The sequence below is a fragment of the Vicinamibacterales bacterium genome (assembly GCA_041659285.1).
Taxonomy (GTDB): Bacteria; Acidobacteriota; Vicinamibacteria; order Vicinamibacterales; family UBA2999; genus 12-FULL-67-14b.
The window spans coordinates 23,420-39,723 of sequence record JBAZYO010000016.1 but is presented as its reverse complement, the minus strand read 5'-3'; the positions used below and the strand labels follow the sequence as shown (position 1 = coordinate 39,723).

14 protein-coding genes and 1 tRNA gene are annotated in these 16,304 nt (G+C 67.6%); all 15 read right to left on the bottom strand.

The annotated features are described in order from the left end of the window. Positions 1 to 2: 2 nt before the first annotated feature. The 15 genes from WC815_20740 to ruvB all read right to left on the bottom strand — a co-directional run bounded on the left by WC815_20740 (position 3) and on the right by ruvB (position 16,298). A complete protein-coding gene (locus WC815_20740) occupies positions 3 to 758 on the bottom strand; it encodes an alpha/beta fold hydrolase (protein ID MFA5911208.1) in 756 nt (251 codons plus the stop codon). Then, positions 751 to 1,488, bottom strand: coding sequence for a pyridoxine 5'-phosphate synthase (locus WC815_20735; GenBank protein ID MFA5911207.1), 738 nt, complete (start codon positions 1,486 to 1,488; stop codon positions 751 to 753). The genes WC815_20740 and WC815_20735 overlap by 8 nt, the downstream gene beginning before the upstream one ends. Further along, complete coding sequence (glmM, locus tag WC815_20730; GenBank protein ID MFA5911206.1) at positions 1,481 to 2,812, bottom strand: phosphoglucosamine mutase; 1,332 nt, start codon at positions 2,810 to 2,812, stop codon at positions 1,481 to 1,483. The genes WC815_20735 and glmM overlap by 8 nt, the downstream gene beginning before the upstream one ends. After that, complete coding sequence (locus WC815_20725; GenBank protein MFA5911205.1) at positions 2,809 to 3,459, bottom strand: CdaR family protein; 651 nt, start codon at positions 3,457 to 3,459, stop codon at positions 2,809 to 2,811. Before WC815_20725 ends, glmM begins: the two co-directional genes overlap by 4 nt. Beyond that, on the bottom strand, positions 3,459 to 4,274 hold the full coding sequence (gene cdaA / locus WC815_20720) for a diadenylate cyclase CdaA (protein MFA5911204.1): 816 nt from the start codon (positions 4,272 to 4,274) through the stop codon (positions 3,459 to 3,461). The genes WC815_20725 and cdaA overlap by 1 nt, the downstream gene beginning before the upstream one ends. A gap of 67 nt (positions 4,275 to 4,341) precedes the next feature. Next, entirely contained in the window at positions 4,342 to 5,145 is an 804-nt protein-coding gene (gene folP / locus WC815_20715) for a dihydropteroate synthase (protein MFA5911203.1), read from the bottom strand. A 77-nt stretch (positions 5,146 to 5,222) separates the two neighbouring features. Next, a complete protein-coding gene (gene ftsH / locus WC815_20710) occupies positions 5,223 to 7,130 on the bottom strand; it encodes an ATP-dependent zinc metalloprotease FtsH (protein MFA5911202.1) in 1,908 nt (635 codons plus the stop codon). 18 nt (positions 7,131 to 7,148) lie between these two features. Then, the gene (gene tilS, locus WC815_20705; GenBank protein MFA5911201.1) at positions 7,149 to 8,738 is read right to left on the bottom strand and encodes a tRNA lysidine(34) synthetase TilS; all 1,590 of its coding nucleotides are present in this window, start codon (positions 8,736 to 8,738) and stop codon (positions 7,149 to 7,151) included. A gap of 75 nt (positions 8,739 to 8,813) precedes the next feature. Further along, positions 8,814 to 8,890, bottom strand: a tRNA-Met gene (locus WC815_20700). 58 nt (positions 8,891 to 8,948) lie between these two features. Continuing rightward, entirely contained in the window at positions 8,949 to 9,893 is a 945-nt protein-coding gene (locus WC815_20695) for a hypothetical protein (GenBank protein MFA5911200.1), read from the bottom strand. Positions 9,894 to 9,959: 66 nt separating this feature from the next. Next, positions 9,960 to 11,009: a tRNA preQ1(34) S-adenosylmethionine ribosyltransferase-isomerase QueA gene (queA, locus tag WC815_20690; protein ID MFA5911199.1), complete on the bottom strand. Its 1,050-nt coding sequence runs from the start codon at positions 11,007 to 11,009 to the stop codon at positions 9,960 to 9,962. Between the two features lie 104 nt (positions 11,010 to 11,113). Further along, a complete protein-coding gene (locus WC815_20685; protein MFA5911198.1) occupies positions 11,114 to 11,773 on the bottom strand; it encodes a GNAT family protein in 660 nt (219 codons plus the stop codon). 3 nt (positions 11,774 to 11,776) lie between these two features. Continuing rightward, positions 11,777 to 13,792, bottom strand: coding sequence for a S8 family peptidase (locus tag WC815_20680; protein MFA5911197.1), 2,016 nt, complete (start codon positions 13,790 to 13,792; stop codon positions 11,777 to 11,779). A 500-nt stretch (positions 13,793 to 14,292) separates the two neighbouring features. Further along, positions 14,293 to 15,288, bottom strand: a complete 996-nt coding sequence (locus tag WC815_20675; protein MFA5911196.1) for a beta-ketoacyl-ACP synthase III — start codon at positions 15,286 to 15,288, stop codon at positions 14,293 to 14,295. Next, on the bottom strand, positions 15,285 to 16,298 hold the full coding sequence (ruvB, locus tag WC815_20670) for a Holliday junction branch migration DNA helicase RuvB (GenBank protein MFA5911195.1): 1,014 nt from the start codon (positions 16,296 to 16,298) through the stop codon (positions 15,285 to 15,287). Before ruvB ends, WC815_20675 begins: the two co-directional genes overlap by 4 nt. Positions 16,299 to 16,304 lie beyond the last annotated feature (6 nt).

Here is a 16,304-nt window from a genome sequence, read left to right as displayed (position 1 = left end):
CCTCAGGATAGCAACGAGCGCCGTAGCCAGTCCACCAGCGCGCGGCCGACGTCGGCGTCGCGCTCCAGGAGGGCCGTGCCGTGGGCGACCGCATTCGAAATCATTTGTTCGCGCGGTCCCGATGGCTCGGCCGCAAAGTCACGCAGGGTCCGCAACGCCAGCGGGTCCTCGGCGCTGGCGGCCAGCCACAGGGCGCGGCCGCCAATCCGCTTTACCAGGTTCACGTCGGTGCGCAGGCCGCGATAGTCGAGGGACGGCGACAGCAGCGCGATCGCCCGAACCGCCGGCAGGTCGGGGGCCGCCAGCAGCGACAGGCTGGCGCCGAGCGACGCGCCCACCAGGCCGATGGACCCGGGCCGCACGCCCGGCCGGGCCGCCAGCCACTGCGCCGCCGCACGCACGTCCTGCACCATGTCGGCGAGGCTCTGGGGGGAGCCGGACGACCCGCCGTGGCCGCGCAGATCGATGGTCAGCGCGGTAATACCGGCGTCCTGGATCTTGTCGGGAAGGCTGCCCCAATCGGCCTTGCTGCGCGTGAACATGTGCACGAGCACCACGGCCGGCGCCGGGCGCGATGAGGCTTCGTAGAGTTCGCCGGCGAGGGTGACGCCGTCGAGGGAGGCGATCGTGACGGCGCGGCCGGAGGCGTCGGCGGGCGGCGCGAGCAGCGCCATGGCCGCGAGTGCGATGGCAATGGTCCGGCTAACCACCTTCGCCGAGGCTACGGCGGTCAAGAAGCCGGACGCCACATCAGCCATTCAGTGCCGCCAGATATTCTCTGACCACGCGGTTGAGGCCGACGAAGATCGCCCGGCTGATGAGGGCGTGGCCAATGGACACTTCGTCCAGGTGCGGCAGCGTGCGGAACAGCGTGAGGTTCTTCAGGTCGAGATCGTGCCCGGCATTGACGCCGACGCCGAGCTCGAACGCGAGCGTGGACGCTTCCACGTAGTGCGCGAAGCTCGCGTCCGCGGCCGCCGGGCCGCGCTCGAAGGCGCGGGCGAACGGCTCCGTGTACAACTCGACGCGATCGGCGCCCATGGCCTTGGCCCAGCGAATGGCGGCCGGCTCGGGGTCCACGAACAGGCTGACGCGGACGCCCGCCGCCGTCATCGCGCCGATCACACCGGCCAGCACGTCCTGCGGCGTATCCGCGGGCCAACCGGCCTGGCTCGTGATCTCGCCCGGGGCCACCGGCACCAGCGTGCACTGGTCCGGCTTCACCGCCAGCACCAGGTCGATGAGATCGGGCCGCGGATCGCCTTCGATGTTGAACTCGACGCGACCCTTGAGCGGCGCCAGCTCCGCGGCAATGTCGTGAACATCGGCGGTCGTGATGTGCCGGGCGTCGGCGCGCGGATGCACGGTGATGCCGGGCGCGCCGGCGTCGATGCACGTGCGCACCGCCTCGATCACCGACGGCAGGCTGCCGCCGCGCGAGTTGCGCACGGTCGCCACCTTGTTGACGTTGACCGAGAGCTTAGGCAAGGTGCTCCTTTACGACCGCCGCGATCTCATCCGCCCACGTCCGAATCTCGGCCTGGTCCTTGCCCTCGAGCATGATGCGCAGCAGCGGCTCGGTGCCCGAATAGCGGACCAGCAACCGGCCGTGGCCCGACAGTCCGTCTTCCACGCGCCTGACCGTGGCGGCAATCGCCGGCACCTCCAGGTAGTCGGTCTTCTGCTTCACGCGCACGTTGACCAAGACCTGCGGATAGGTGACCAGCGGGCCGGCCAGTTCGGCCAGCTCCTTGCCCGACTGCGCCATGATCCGCAGCACGTTCAGCGCCGTGGCCAACCCATCGCCGGTGAACAGGTGATCCGCGAAGATGATGTGGCCCGACTGTTCGCCGCCGAGGGCGTAGCCGCGCTTGACCATCTCTTCCATCACGTACTTGTCGCCCACCGCCGTCCGCACCAGGCTGATGCCGCGATCGCGAAGCGCCAGCTCGAGCCCGATGTTGCTCATCACCGTGGACACCACGGCGTTGCCGGGCAACCGGCCCTCCTGCTTCAGGTGCAACGCCGCGATCAGCAGCACCGCGTCGCCGTCCACCACCGCGCCCGAGGCATCCACGAACAACGCGCGGTCGCCGTCGCCGTCAAACGCGATGCCGAGGCGGGCGCCCGACGCCACCACTTCGCGGGCCAACCCGGCGAGGTGCGTGGACCCGCAATCGAGGTTGATGTTGCGGCCATCCGGCGTCACGCCGATGGGCCGGACGTCGAACCCGAGCGACGACAGGAAGGCGGGGGCGATGCCGGCGGTGGCGCCATTCGCGCAGTCCACCACGATGGGCGAGCCGGCGAGCGGCCCGGCGTCATCCATGATCTGTTCGAGATGCGCGAGGTAATGGCCCGTCAGGTCCTGCCGGTCGATCACGCCAGGCGCGGCGCCGACGCTCCAGGACCGATCGGCCACCAGCGCCTCCACCGAGGCCTCGAGCGCGGCGGTGAGCTTGACGCCGGAGCCGCCGAACACCTTGATGCCGTTATCTTCGTAGGGATTGTGCGAGGCGGAGATCACCAGGCCGGCGTCGAAGCCTTCGGTGCGCGCGAGGTAGGCGATGGCGGGGGTCGGCACCACGCCGGCACTCACCACCGTGGCCCCCTCGCTGGTCAGCCCGCGGGCCAGCTCCTGCTCGATCCATTCGCCCGACTCGCGCGTGTCGCGCCCGATCACGAATCGATGCGGCGATGGCCCGTCCATCAGCGACCGGACCAACGCCGCGCCGACACGGGCGACCGTCGCCGGCTCCAGCGGCGCCACGCCGGCCTTGCCTCGAATGCCATCAGTTCCGAACAGTTTCATGGTTGCTTGGGGGAAATGGTCACGGTGACCACCGCGGTTTGCGGCGACCGCAGCCTGAGGCTCGCGTCCTGGACGCCAATGGTCACGACTTCGCGTACCGATCGCGTTTCGTTGGTAATCACGACGGGTTCGGTCATCGCGGCGGCGAGCCGCTTCACCGCGCTCTCCGGCCCCGCCACTTCCACGGTTTGCGGATCGCTCGTCACCTTCGTCACTTCGTAGCCGGGCGCGGGCCGCCCTTCGATGTCGGGCTCCACTGGAACCATGCGCACGCCCGCCATCTCGAACTCCATCGTCAACGTCGACGGCCCGACCTGCACCACGTTGACGCCGTAGGGCACGGTCACCTGCGTCGGCGTGAGGTGGAACAGCCGGCGGCCGGGCCGCGCGGTGCGCAAGTCGAGCACGGCCGACAGGTCGCCCGGACCCATGCGGCTGAGCGCGCCGGACGACCCGCGCAGGCGCACTTCCACTGTGTCGGGCAGGTTGCCGACCAGCTCGAGCCCGTTGGGCAGGTTCTGGAACTCGACCGGCGCGCGCAGCACGCGCTCCACGACCCGCTCGCCCGCCACGACCAGCCACAGCAGCACGGCGATGCAGATCGACAGGAACTTGAGCCCGAGATTGCGAAAGGGGTGATACGCCATCAGCTGAATGAGTATCCCGGCTGTCGTGGCTTGCCGTTGGCGGGGCGCAGGGTGACCAGCGCCTTCAGGCGCGCGCGCAGCCGCTCCGCGTTCATGTCGTACTCGAGATCGCCGTCTTCCACCAGCGAGATGCGCCCGGTCTCTTCCGACACCACGATCGCGATCGCGTCGTTCTCCTCGGTGATGCCGATGGCCGCCCGGTGGCGGGAGCCCAGCTCCCGGTTCAGCCGCGGGTTGACGGTCAGCGGCAGGAAGCACGCCGCGGCCGCCGCCCGATCCCGCTGCACGATCACCGCGCCGTCATGCAGGGGCGAGGTGGGCTGGAAGATGCTGACCAGCAGGTCGTAAGTCAGGCGCGCATCGAGCGGAATGCCGCTCTCGATGTAGTTGCGCAGGCCAATCGACCGCTCGACCACGATGATGGCGCCGGTCTTCTTGGCCGCCAGCGCGGAGGCGGCCACCACCAGCTCTTCAATCGTGTCGTCGTCGCTCACCTTGCGGTTGAGGCGGCGAAACAGCCGGCCGCGGCCCAGATGCACCAGGGCGCGGCGGATGTCGGCCTGCAGCAGCACGATGCCGGCAAACACCACGTAGCCGATGATGTTGCGGATCAGCCAGTTGACGGTTTCAAGCTGAAAGCCGCGCGAAACGTAGAACAGCCCGACGAAGAATGCGATGCCCACCGCCAGCTGCACGGCCCGGGTGCCGCGAATCAGCTTGAGCAGCTCGTACACCATGATCGAGACGATCAGGATGTCGAGGACGTCCCACCAGGTGACCGGCGGCCGTTGAAGCAGCTCGTTGAGGAACGACATGGACGCTTCGGTATTTTAGTGCGGGGTGGGGACAAACCCTTAGGTTTGTCCGGCACCATCGCCAAACCTACAGGTTTGGCGCGGGGGACGCGGCGGCGCGAATGGCGTCGGCGGCCCGGGCGACGTGAACCATCTCCGCGACGCGATGCACCCGGACGATGTGGGCGCCGCCCAGGATGGCGGCGGTGATGGCGGCGGCCGTCGCCCAATCGCGGTCTTCAGGGTCCAGCGCGCCCGTCGCCACGGTCAAGAACGACTTGCGCGAGGGCCCGGCCAGGAGCGGAAACCCGAGCCCGGCCAGCCGATCGAGCCCCACCAAGGCCGCCAGGCTCTGGGCCGCGCGCTTGGCGAAACCCAGGCCAGGGTCGAGCAGAATAAGGTCGCGCGCAATGCCCGCGGCCAGGGCGCGCTCGACCGCCCGCCGCAGGTCGGCGGCAACCTCGCCCACCACATCCCCGTAGTCAGCGTGCGCGTACATGTCCTGCGGCCGTCCGCGGGTGTGCATCAGGACAATCGGCGCGCCCCTGGACGCCGTGAGGCCGCCCAGGCGCGGGTCGTACTGCAGGCCGCTGATGTCGTTGACCATCGAGGCGCCCTCGCCAAGGGCCAGTTCCGCCACCTCGGATTTGTAGGTATCGATGGAGATCGGCACGCGAACCCGTGCCGCCACGGCCTGAAGCACCGGCCGCACGCGGGCCAGCTCGTCGGCGGTGCCGACCGGCGTGGCGCCGGGCCGCGTCGACTCGGCGCCGATGTCGATGATGTCGGCGCCGGCCGCTTCCATGGCCACCGCGATCTCGGCCGCCCGGGCCGGGTCGAGCGCGACACCGCCGTCTGAGAAGGAATCGGGCGTGACGTTGATCACACCCATCACCAAAGTGCGCGGGCCGAGCACCAGAGGAGCCCGGCCCGGAAGTGGAACCGTGAACGGCCGACGGGAAGCGGCGATCACTCCTGCGTGAGCGGCTTTTGAATCGGTTGCATGGGCGGCACCAGCGACGGCCGGTCCTTCTCGCGCGCCGCCGGCGCGTCCGGCGACGAGGCGTCCGCGGCCGGGGCGTCGTCCAGGGGGTGGCCATACGCGAGCCGGCGGACCTGGTCGGCGTCGAGCACCTCCCGCGCGAGCAGCGCGTCGGCAATGTCCATCAGCCGCTGCTTGTGCTCGGTGAGCAGCGTCGTGCACCGGTGGTACTGGTCGTTGACGATGCGCTTGACCTCGCCGTCGATCTTGAGCGCGGTGTCTTCGCTGTAGTCGGAGTGCTGCGCGATCTCGCGGCCGAGAAAGATCTGCTCTTCCTTCTTGCCGAAGGTGAGCGGGCCCATCGACTCGCTCATGCCCCACTCGCACACCATGCGGCGGGCGAGGTCGGTGGCGCGCTCGAGGTCGTTGCCGGCGCCGGTGGTGATGTTGCCGGTGGTGATCTCTTCGGCGATGCGGCCGCCGAGCAGGATGCCGATCTGATCGACCAGGTAGTTCTTCGAGTAGTTGTGCTTCTCGTCGGTCGGCAGCGACATCGTCAGGCCGAGCGCCATGCCGCGCGGGACGATGGTCACCTTGTGCAGCGGGTCGGCGAACGGCAGCAGGATGCCGAGCAGCGCGTGGCCGGCCTCGTGGATGGCGGTGACCTTCTTCTCTTCCTCGGTGACGATCATCGAGCGCCGTTCGGCGCCCATCATCACCTTGTCCTTGGCGTACTCGAAGTGGTACATCGAGACCAGCTTCTTGCCGTCGCGCGCGGCGTTGAGCGCCGCTTCGTTCACCAGGTTGGCGAGGTCGGCGCCGGTGAAGCCGACGGTGCCGCGCGCCAGGATCTTGATGTCGACATCGTCCGACATCGGGATCTTGCGGGTGTGGACGGCGAGAATGCCTTCGCGTCCGCGCACGTCGGGACGGTTGACGATCACGCGGCGATCGAAGCGGCCGGGGCGCAGCAGCGCCGGATCCAGCACGTCGGGCCGGTTGGTCGCGGCCATCAGGATGACGCCCTCGTTCGACTCAAAGCCGTCCATCTCGACCAGCAACTGGTTGAGGGTCTGCTCGCGCTCGTCGTGACCGCCGCCGAGACCGGCGCCGCGATGACGGCCGACCGCGTCGATCTCGTCGATGAAGATGATGCAGGGCGCGTTCTTCTTGCCCTGCTCGAACAGGTCGCGCACGCGCGAGGCGCCGACGCCGACGAACATCTCGACGAAGTCGGAACCGCTGATCGAGAAGAACGGCACGTTGGCCTCACCGGCCACCGCGCGCGCCAGCAGCGTCTTGCCCGTTCCCGGAGGCCCCATCAGCAGCACGCCCTTCGGAATGCGGCCGCCAAGCTTCTGGAACTTCTGCGGTTCCTTGAGGAACTCGATGATTTCCTGCAGCTCGCTCTTCGCCTCTTCGGCGCCGGCCACGTCACGGAACGTCACCTTCTTCTGCGCGGACGAGGACAGCTTCGCCTTGCTCTTGCCGAACGACAGCGCCTTGTTGCCGCCGCTCTGCACCTGGCGCATGAAGAAGATCCAGAAACCAATCAGCAGCAGGATGGGCGCCCACGACAGCAGCAGCGCGGCCCACGGCGAGGCCGTCGGCTCCTTCGCTTCCACGATCACCTTCTTGTCAATCAGGCGATTGACGAGGCCTTCGTACTGGAAGGGAACGTAGGTGCGGAAGTTTTCCTTGGCCTGGGTCAGGCCCGTCAGTTCGTTGCCGGTGATCTTGACGCGCGCCACCTGGCCCGAGTCAACCCACGCGACGAACTCGCTGAAGCTGATGGGCGACTCCCGCTGCTGGAAGCGCGACGAGAAGTTCCAGACAAGGGCGACCAGCACGATCATCGCCACCCAGAAAACGACGCTCTTTACTGTCGTGTTCAACACTGCCTCCAGGCGCGGCTACTGGCGCCTCAGGGTCAAGACTACCACGGTCATAGTGAGCGGGGTCACCCGAAAGGGCTCGGCCAAAACCTGCCCCGCCACCCACACAATCCTGCCCATTTCGTCAGTCACGATGGGCTCTCGATCGCGTTCGTCTCGCGGAATCTTGCGGTCCACGAACACGTCTTGCACCTTCTTTCGTCCGGGTGCGCCTAGAGGATGCAGACGATCCCCGGGGCGGCGCGGCCGGACGATGAGGCCGGGGCTCAAGGTGCCGGCATCCACCATCACCTGTCCCGCTTCGGCCGCCATCGCCTCGGGCCGCGGCATCGGCCCCGCAGCCGTCAGCGTCCAGCGCCCATGCGGTGCGGTCACCGCGCCAGGGATCCCGAGCTGGAGTTCGAACTGATCGGCGCTTGGCATCCGCCTCCGCTCGCCAGATTGCTCGCGAGCTTCGGCGAGACCTCGCCGTAGCGGCCTTTGGCCGCGTCGGCGGGCCCTACTTACTAAGACAACGCTGGCGCCGAAACGTTCCATGTCGAGGCCCGCAAGGCTGGCCCCGGCACCGCCGGCGGCCGCCTCGCAGAGCAGTTGGGCCTCTTCTAAGCCATACGAGCGGGACGGGTTGGCGGTTTCGAGCGCCCTCAGCGCTACCCGTCGCGCCAGTGCCAACGGCAGCCGCCCCAGCTCTTCGGCATCGATCGCGATTCGTCGCGGCGCACCCGATGCACCCGATGCACCTGAGGCATCCGCCTCCGCTTGCGAGCCGTCAAGCGAGCTACGGCGAGACCTCGCCGACTTGTCCGCCGCAGCTTCAGCGAAGGCGGAAGCGGCCTCCGGCCGCGAAGGCGGGCCTTCCTCAAGTCTGACGAGCCGGGCGGCGGCTTCGCTGGCAAGGCTGTCGAGAAACGCGGCGTCGGTCCTCAGGATGTCGGCGGCGCGCGCCAGTGCCGCATCCGCTTGCGCGTTCAGCTGGCGCAGCCGCGGCAACACCTCGTGGCGAATCAGGTTGCGCGGAATGGCGCGGTCGGCGTTGGTCGCGTCTTCGCGCCACGGCTCGCCGATCTCGTCGAGATACGCGCGCAGCTCGGCGCGGGTGATCTCGAGGAGCGGCCGGACGAGGTGATCGCGGCGGGGCGCCATGCCCGACAGGCCGGCGGAGCCCGCGCCACGGACCAGGCGCAGCAGCACGGTCTCCGCTTGATCGTCACGCGTGTGTGCCACGGCGACGCGCGCGGCGTTGAGCGTGGCCTGCGCCTCGAGGTAGAAGCCCTGCCGCGCGTGACGGCCGGCCACTTCCATCGAGACGCCGTCGCGCGCGGCCAGCGCCGGCACGTCGGCGTCGCCGATCACGGCGGGCACGCCGGTTCGCAGCGCCAGGTTGCGACAAAACGCCGCGTCCTCGTCGGCCGCCTGGCCGCGAATGTGGTGGTGCAGGTGCGCGACGCCGGCCAACGCGCAATCCCCGCTGGCCGCGAGCTCGCGGAGCAGGAAGAACAGCGCCACCGAATCCGACCCTCCCGACATCGCGACGATCACGCGCGGGTCCGCCCTCCACAGCGCATGCTGCGCGGCGTAGCGGCGAACGCGATCGATAAGGCGCGCCATCAGTATCCTTGACCCGGAACGGCTTGCGGCCGGCACGGGCACGGCGACGGACGCCGTGACCCTGCGGTAATGCGGTGGTGCCGGAGGGCAGACTCGAACTGCCGACCCCGCGCTTATGAGACGCGTGCTCTAACCGGCTGAGCTACTCCGGCACGAATCTTTGATGGTACTTCAGCGCCACCGAACCCGGCAAGATCCACCTGATTGGCGCTACAACCCCTCCAGCAGCGCGGCGGCGAGCAGGGGGACCATGATCTCGTGATGCCCCGTCAGCGCATAGCCCTTCCCCGTGCCCGCGGTCGGCCGCGACACCACGTTGGTGAGCGGCCGGTAGTGCCGCAGGAAGTCCAGGTTGACGGTGGTCAACCCGTCCAGCGAGCGGCCGTCGTTGCGGGCAATGGCGACGGCCTTCAGGAACACTTCAGGCAACACCACGGCCGATCCGCAGTTCAGGTAAACGCCGCCCTCCAGCTTCGCCACTGACGATGTGAAGTACTTGAAGTCCCGGAGGCTGGCCTCGCCGATCGCGGCGCCGGACGCGAGCGGGTGCATGTGAATGATGTCGGTGCCGATCGCGACATGGGCCGTGACCGGAATGCCGAGGCGATGGGCGGCCGCGGCAATGCTGATCGGCGCGAACGGCGCGCGGTGCTCGACCAGGAACCTGCCGACCGCCTGCCCCAGGCCCAGGCCCGCGGCGGCGCCGTCGATGATCGCCTGGTTCAGCTGAGTCCCGGTCTCTTCGGCCATGCCGAAGGTGCCGGGGCCGAGCGTCGCATCGACGTCTTCCGAGGTCGCGCCCGACAAGGCAATTTCGAAGTCGTGGATGATGCCCGCGCCGTTGGTGGCGACGGCCGACACGAAGCCCCGCTCCATCAGGTCCACCAGCACCGGGGACAGCCCCGTCTTCATGACGTGAGCCCCAAGCCCCCAGATGATGGCGCGCCCATCCCGGCGGGCGGTGAGGATGGCCTTCACCACGGCCGCGAAGTCGCTCGCCGCGAGCAGCGACGGCAGCGACGTCAGCAACCCCTCCACGCCGGAGCCCTTCTTGTACGGTGTGGCGAACTGCGCCAGCGTCACCTTGCTCGCGCGCGAGCGCAGCGGATACGTCTTCACGCCAGAGAGATCGAACTCTTCGTATGGCAGTTTCATGAATGTGATCCCGACAAGAAGTGTCCTCCCGACGGGCAGTGCCCTCCCGGCGGGTGGTGTCTCCCGTCAGAGAACGAGCATCGCGTCCCCGTAACTATAGAACCGATAGCGCTCCCTGACGGCAGCCTCGTAGGCGGCCAGCACGTGCTCCCGTCCCGCCAGCGCCGACACCAGCATGATCAGCGACGAACGCGGCAGGTGGAAGTTGGTCACCACGCCGGAGACCAGGCGGAACTGGTAGCCGGGATGAATGAAGAGCGACGTCTCCCCTCGTCCCGCCTGCACCGCGCCCTCGGGATCGATCGTCAACGACTCCACGGTCCGCGTGGAGGTCGTGCCGACGGTGATGATCCGCCGGTGCTCGCGCTTCGCGGCGGTCAGCGCCGCCGCCGTCGCGGCGGACACTTCGTAGTGTTCCGCCTCCATCTGGTGATCCTCGACGCGCTCCACCCGTATCGGCTGGAAAGTGCCGTAGCCGACGTGCAGGGTCACCGCGGCGCGCTCAACGCCGCGGGCGGCGAGGGCCTCGAGCAATGACGGCGTGAAGTGCAGGCCGGCCGTCGGCGCGGCGATCGAACCGCCCTCGCGCGCAAACACGGTCTGGTAGCGCTCGCGGTCCGCGGGCGCATCGCTTCGCTTGATGTAAGGCGGCAGCGGCATGTGGCCAATCGCGTCAATCGCGTCGCGCACGCCGGAGCCATCCTCGGTCCACAGCCGGACGGTGCGGCGGCCGTGGAAGTGCATCCCCACCACCTCGGCGGTCAGGCGAAGGGGGCCGGACTCGAACACCATCCGCGACCCTTCGCGCAGCCGCTGGCCGGGATGCACCAGCGCGATCCACTCGTCGGCAGCGCCGGTGGGACGGACGAGAAAGCACTCGGCCGCCCCACCGCCAGGCAACCGGCGGCCGATGAGCCGCGCTGGAAAAACGCGGGTGTCGTTGACGATGAGCAGATCGCCGGGACGCAACAGCGCCGGCAGGTCGGCAAACTGGTGATGCGACACGCGTCCGCTGACGCGGTCGAGCGCCAGCAGCCGTGACGCCCCCCGTTCGGACGGCGGGCTCTGCGCGATGAGATCGTCGGGCAGGTGGAAATCGAAATCGCTGACGTTCACGAGGCGCGTCCTTCGAGCCTCCGGCAACCGCGGCCCATGGAAAAAAATAGCCCGAACACCCCCTGGAGGCATTCGGGCCTTTACGTATAGCGAACTTGTGACTGTTAGTGAACGCTGACCGGCTGCTGATCAAGCCGCTGCAGGCGCCAATCCTCCGCGAGGATCGACCACAACACCTGGTCGTGATACTGGCCGTTGCGCAGGAACGAACGGCGCAGCACGCCCTCCTGCACGGCGCCGATCTTCCGGAGGGCGCCGTTGCCGCGGCCGTTGGCCACCGCCGCGCGCGCCTCGAGGCGCTGCGCGCCGACGACGTCAACCGCGAAGTTGAGGATGAGGCGCGCCCCGTCCACGAATACGCCGGTGCCCCAGAACGCGGAACCCAGGGCGAAGCCCCACTCGCAGGAACCGAACCCGGGTTCGAGGGAGCGCAGTTGGAAGAGACCCACGGCCTGGTCCATGCCCTGCGGCACCACGCCGAAGCAGATGTAATTGCCGGTGAGGCGCTCGCGGTGCGTCCAGGCGATGAAGTGTTCGAACCCTTCAACGGTGGTCGGCGGCGGCGAAATGAACCGCGCCACTTCATCGGTCGTCAGCATCGCGAGCAGCGAGGCGGCGTCGTTGAGGCGCAGTTCGCGGAGCGTGAAGTTCGAACCGGCAAGCACCGGAAGCCCGGAGCGCCAGTCGGTCGTGGTGACGCCGGCGGTCGCGGACGGCATGGCCGTGGCGCGGTCGAGCTCCGGCTGGAAAGGCATCTTTTCCATGGCTTAACGAACTCCCCCGGTCAACACCCTGTTGCCCCACACGATGTTGTCATCCGCCGCATTCAGCCGGGAGCAGCCGTTGCCCCAGACAATGTTGTCGCCATTGCCCCACACGATGTTGTCGTCGTTGCCCCAGACAATGTTGTCGTCCAGGCCCATCGCGCAGTTGCCCCAGACGATGTTGTCGTCGTTGCCCCACACGATGTTGTCGACCTCGTCCCGGCTGACGTTGCCCCACACGATGTTGTCGTCCCAGAAGCCCCAGACGATGTTGGCGGCCCACACTTCCCGGACGAAGCCGTTACCCCAGACGATGTTGTCGTCGTCGGTGTTGCCCCAGACGATGTTGTCGTCGTTGCCCCAGACGATGTTGTCGTCGATGCCCCACACGATATTGTCGGACTCGCCGTTGCCCCACACGATGTTGGCGTCTTCGAGGTTGCCCCAGACGATGTTGTCGTCGTTGCCCCACACGATGTTGTCTTCGTTACCCCAGACAATGTTGTCGTCGTTGCCCCAGACGATGTTGTCGCCGTTGTTGCCCCACACGATGTTGTCGGCAAGGGCGTCGTAGGCCCAGACGATGTCGTCGCTCCAGCGGAACAGGTGGATGCCCGCGTAGCGCGGCTGCATAAAACGGTCGCCGTAGATGATGCGCCCGCCCCACGTGATGGGCTCGCCATTGGCATCGGAATTGAACGTCGCCACGCTGGTGGTCAGCCAGTTGGACCCGAGCGGCGCCGAAGGGTTGATGGCGCTCGCCAGCGTTACGGCGCCCGCCAGGTTCAGCGCGCCGGCGCCCTGCGTCAGCACATCGGTCTGGTCGAGAATCCTCGCGGTGAACTGCAGCGCCATCTTCACGGCGTTGGCCGAAAGACCCTGGTTGGCCTGCAACAACCTGACGGCGGCCCCGGCGACGGCAGGCGAGGCCATGCTGGTGCCCGACAGTTTGAAATAAGTGTTCCCGCCGTCAACTCGGTAGGTTGGATAATTGGTGAAGAGCATGCTCCCCGGAGCAGCCAGGGAAATGATGTTCACGCCCGGCGCGACCAGGTCGGGCTTGGCCAGGAAGTCGAACCTGGTAGGACCACGCGAACTCTTCCTCGCGACGGCGTCATCGTCTAGGGCCGGCGTCCCCTGGGTATCGAGCGCGCCGACACAAACTGATGATGGTGCGTTGCACGGCACGCCCACGCCGCCGTAGCCCGGTTCCCCGGTCTTCGGATTGATGCCCTTGTTGCCGGCGGCGGTCACCACCACGACGCCGCGGCGCGACAGGCGCTCGACGGCCTGGACGAGCGGGTCGGTGAAGATGGACTCGAGCACGTCGTGGCCGAGTGACAGGTTGACGACCCTGATTTTGTATTTAGTGTGGTTACGCGCCACCCACTCGAGCGCGTCGATGACGTCACTCGTGCGCCCGGAACAGTCGTTACCAAGCACGCGTAACGCGACAACGTCAACATCGGGCGCGATACCTTGGTAGACGCGGCCTGACGACGCGCCGCTGCCCGCGACGATGCCGGCGACGTGTGTGCCGTGACCGCACCCGTCCACGGGGGATCGTCCGCCCGCGACGAAGTCCTTGAACACGCGAATACGGCTCAGCGGCAGGTCGGCATGCGGCTGAATCCCGGAATCGATGATGGCGACGGCCGGGCCGCTGTATGAAGCTGCCTCGCGAATCGCTGATGGCGTCGGGGAACGGCGCGGCGAACGGGCGCGCGCCGGCGTGGTTGAGAGGACGGTGACACTGGCGTCAGCCGAGATCTGGGTCGCGCCGCTGAACTCGCGCTCGAGAATGGCCGCGCCGCCAATCACCACGAGGGCCGGTCCGACTTCCGTCTCGGTGGCGCGAACCGCGGCACCGCCGTCGAGCAATCGGTTGAACGCGGCATCGCGCGCGGCAGTCGTCGCGAACTGCATGATCACGCGCGTCGAGGATCCCGACGTCACCGCGGCACGCACCGATTCATCGATGGACTGGGCGGCCGCCGGGCGCACCGCAACGGCACTCATTGCGAGTACTGCGGCTAAAGCCCACCGGCAAGTCTTGCCGAAAGTTTTCATCAAGTTCCCAAGGTTATGAGCACAACCAGCTTACCGATTCGGCCTGGGTATTTCCACCGAATCTCACGGCGGATATAGAGAGGCAGGTCATCAGTAAACCTGTTTAGCAAAGCGCGAGCCACACCTGGAACGCACCCTCAACCTGGGGGCAACATGGCGCCCTATACGACACGAAGAACTTTAATGTTCGTGCATAGGCACTTGCCGTGCTTGCCGACGATGTCCCGATAAAGGGCAATGCGCTGCGCCTTTGGGATGCCTGTAGCCGATAACATCCCACCAATAAACTACTTACAGCGCACTGTCCCTATATGGATCAGGCCGATTTACGGAGTGCCAGAATACGACACAACCGTCAAAGCATTGCGAGTGAGGCGGTTACGTGCCGCCTTTCGGCGCTTCCCGGCGATCGTTGTACCGCAATGGCACACCCACGATTTCGTGCAACCCTATAAACCCCACCGAACAAGCAGGGATCCCACGGTGAAGCCGGCGCCCACCGACGTGAGCATGATCAGGTGGCCTTTCTTCAAGCGTCCGCTTTCCACCGCGTCGTTCAGCGCGAGCGGAATGGTGGCGGCCGTCGTGTTGCCGAAGCGATCGATGTTGATCACGACCTTCTCGTCGGGCATGCCGATGCGTTCGGCGACCGACATGATGATGCGCTTGTTGGCCTGGTGCGACACGAACAGATCGAGGTCGTGGCCGGTGAGGTTGTTGCGCTTCAGCAGCCGCTCGCAAACCTCACCGGTTTTGCGCACGGCGAACTTGAACACCGCCTGGCCGTCCTGCTTCACGTAGTGCAACCGCTTGTCCACCGTCTCGTGCGATGCCGGCATGCGGCTGCCGCCCGCCGGCATGTACAAGGCGGAACCGCCAGCGCCGTCGATCATGTGCTCGAAGTCGAGAATGCCGACGTTGGTATCGGACGACGGCGCCAGCACGACGGCGCCGGCGCCGTCCCCGAACAGCACGCAGGTCGCGCGATCGGTGTAGTCGATGATGCTCGACATGACATCGGCGCCGATCACCAGGGCGTTCTTGACGCCGCCGGCGGCGACCAGCTGGCTGCCGACGGTCAGCGAATAGGTAAACGCCGAGCAGGCCGCCGACAGGTCGAAGCCCCATGCGTTCGTCGCCCCAATCTTGTGCTGCACCAGGCACGCGGTACTGGGGAACAGCATGTCGGGCGTCACCGTGCCGACGATGATCAGGTCGATGTCCTCCGGCTTGAGGCCCGCCCGCTTGATCGCCTCCTTCGCCGCTTCCGCGGCGAGGTCGCTCGTCGCCACGCCCGGATCAACGATGTGACGCTGGCGGATGCCGGTGCGCTGCATGATCCACTCGTCGGTGGTGTCGACCATCTTCTCGAGGTCGGCGTTGGTCAGCAGGCGCGGCGGCACGTAGGTGGCCAGGCTCTTGATTTCGACTCGGCGGACGTTCAAAACAACCCCCTCCCGGGCATGGTGCGCCCGAAGTATTCGTAAGCGCGGGCCGTGGCGACACGTCCGCGCGGTGTGCGTTCCAGGAAGCCGATCTGGATCAGATACGGCTCGTACATGTCTTCGATGGCGTCGGCTTCTTCACTGAGCGCCGCCGCCAGGCTGCCCAACCCCACCGGGCCGCCGTTGAACTTCTCGATGATCGTCAACACCAGACGCCGATCGCTCTCGTCGAACCCGTACTGATCGACGTCGAGCAGCGCCATCGCCGCGCGCGCCACGTCCACCGTGATGCGGCCGTCGGCCCGCACCTGCGCGTAGTCGCGCACGCGCCGCAGCAGCCGGTTGACGATGCGCGGGGTGCCGCGCGAGCGGCCGGCAATCTCGGCCGCCGCCGCGTCGTCCATCGGCACGTTGAGGATGCGCGCCGACCGGCGGACGATCTCCTCGATGTCGCGCGCGTCGTAGAAGTCCAGCCGGTGCACGATGCCGAAGCGCGCCCGCAGCGGCGAGGTCAGCAGGCCGGCCCGCGTCGTCGCGCCAATCAGCGTGAACGGCTCCACCGGCACCTTGACCGAGCGGGCGCCGGGCCCCTGGCCAATCACGATGTCGAGCTCGAAGTCTTCCATCGCCGGATACAGGATCTCTTCGATCGCCGGCGACATCCGGTGGATCTCGTCGATGAACAGGACCTCGCGCGGCTGCAGGTTCGACAGGATGCCGGCCAGGTCGCCCGGCTTCTCGATCACCGGCCCCGACGTGGTCCGGATCGCCGTGCCCAACTCGTTGGCGATCACGTAGGCGAGCGTGGTCTTGCCGAGGCCGGGCGGGCCGTACAGCAGCGTGTGATCGAGATGCTCGCCGCGCTGGCGGGCCGCCGTGATCGACACGTGCAACTGCTCGCGCACGCGATCCTGGCCGATGTATTCGTCCAGGCGGCGCGGGCGCAGGCCGGCTTCGTCTTGCGCGTCGTCGTCCACGCGCGACGGCGTCATCAGGCGCGGATCGGTCATGCCGTG

Excerpts from the sequence above, each read along its gene's own strand:
- ruvB (MFA5911195.1), bottom strand. The coding sequence starts at position 16,298 with ATGACCGATCCGCGCCTGATGACGCCGTCGCGCGTGGACGACGACGCG.
- glmM (MFA5911206.1), bottom strand. The coding sequence starts at position 2,812 with ATGAAACTGTTCGGAACTGATGGCATTCGAGGCAAGGCCGGCGTGGCG.
- WC815_20695 (MFA5911200.1), bottom strand. The coding sequence starts at position 9,893 with ATGAAACTGCCATACGAAGAGTTCGATCTCTCTGGCGTGAAGACGTAT.
- tilS (MFA5911201.1), bottom strand. The coding sequence starts at position 8,738 with ATGGCGCGCCTTATCGATCGCGTTCGCCGCTACGCCGCGCAGCATGCG.
- WC815_20680 (MFA5911197.1), bottom strand. The coding sequence starts at position 13,792 with ATGAGTGCCGTTGCGGTGCGCCCGGCGGCCGCCCAGTCCATCGATGAA.
- cdaA (MFA5911204.1), bottom strand. The coding sequence starts at position 4,274 with ATGTCGTTCCTCAACGAGCTGCTTCAACGGCCGCCGGTCACCTGGTGG.
- folP (MFA5911203.1), bottom strand. The coding sequence starts at position 5,145 with ATGGGTGTGATCAACGTCACGCCCGATTCCTTCTCAGACGGCGGTGTC.
- WC815_20725 (MFA5911205.1), bottom strand. The coding sequence starts at position 3,459 with ATGGCGTATCACCCCTTTCGCAATCTCGGGCTCAAGTTCCTGTCGATC.
- WC815_20740 (MFA5911208.1), bottom strand. The coding sequence starts at position 758 with ATGGCTGATGTGGCGTCCGGCTTCTTGACCGCCGTAGCCTCGGCGAAG.
- WC815_20685 (MFA5911198.1), bottom strand. The coding sequence starts at position 11,773 with ATGGAAAAGATGCCTTTCCAGCCGGAGCTCGACCGCGCCACGGCCATG.